The organism is Shigella sp. FC1967 (assembly GCF_001743005.1).
In the GTDB taxonomy this organism is placed as follows: Bacteria; Pseudomonadota; Gammaproteobacteria; order Enterobacterales; family Enterobacteriaceae; genus Proteus.
The window spans coordinates 1-237 of record NZ_MIIZ01000337.1; the positions used below are offsets into that span (position 1 = coordinate 1).

Here is a 237-nt window from a genome sequence, read left to right on the forward strand (position 1 = left end):
CTCCAAAAGTACATCAAGGACACGCCGGACGATATGTGGCTTGGTAGTGGGTTCCTGTGGGAAAACCGCCATGCCCAGCGCGTGTTTGAGATCCTGAAACGCGACTGGACTTCCATCGTAGGGAGAGAGTCCACGGTCAAAAAGGTTGTCCGGAAGATACAGGGTAAGAAAAAGGAGCTGCCAATCGGCCAGCCCTGGATTCACGGGGTAGAGCCCAAAGAAGAGAAGCTGATGCAG

1 pseudogene is annotated in these 237 nt (G+C 54.0%); it reads left to right on the top strand.

The features are described 5' to 3' along the window. Positions 1-237: pseudogene (locus tag BHE89_RS24210) on the top strand (TraD); the annotation flags it as partial.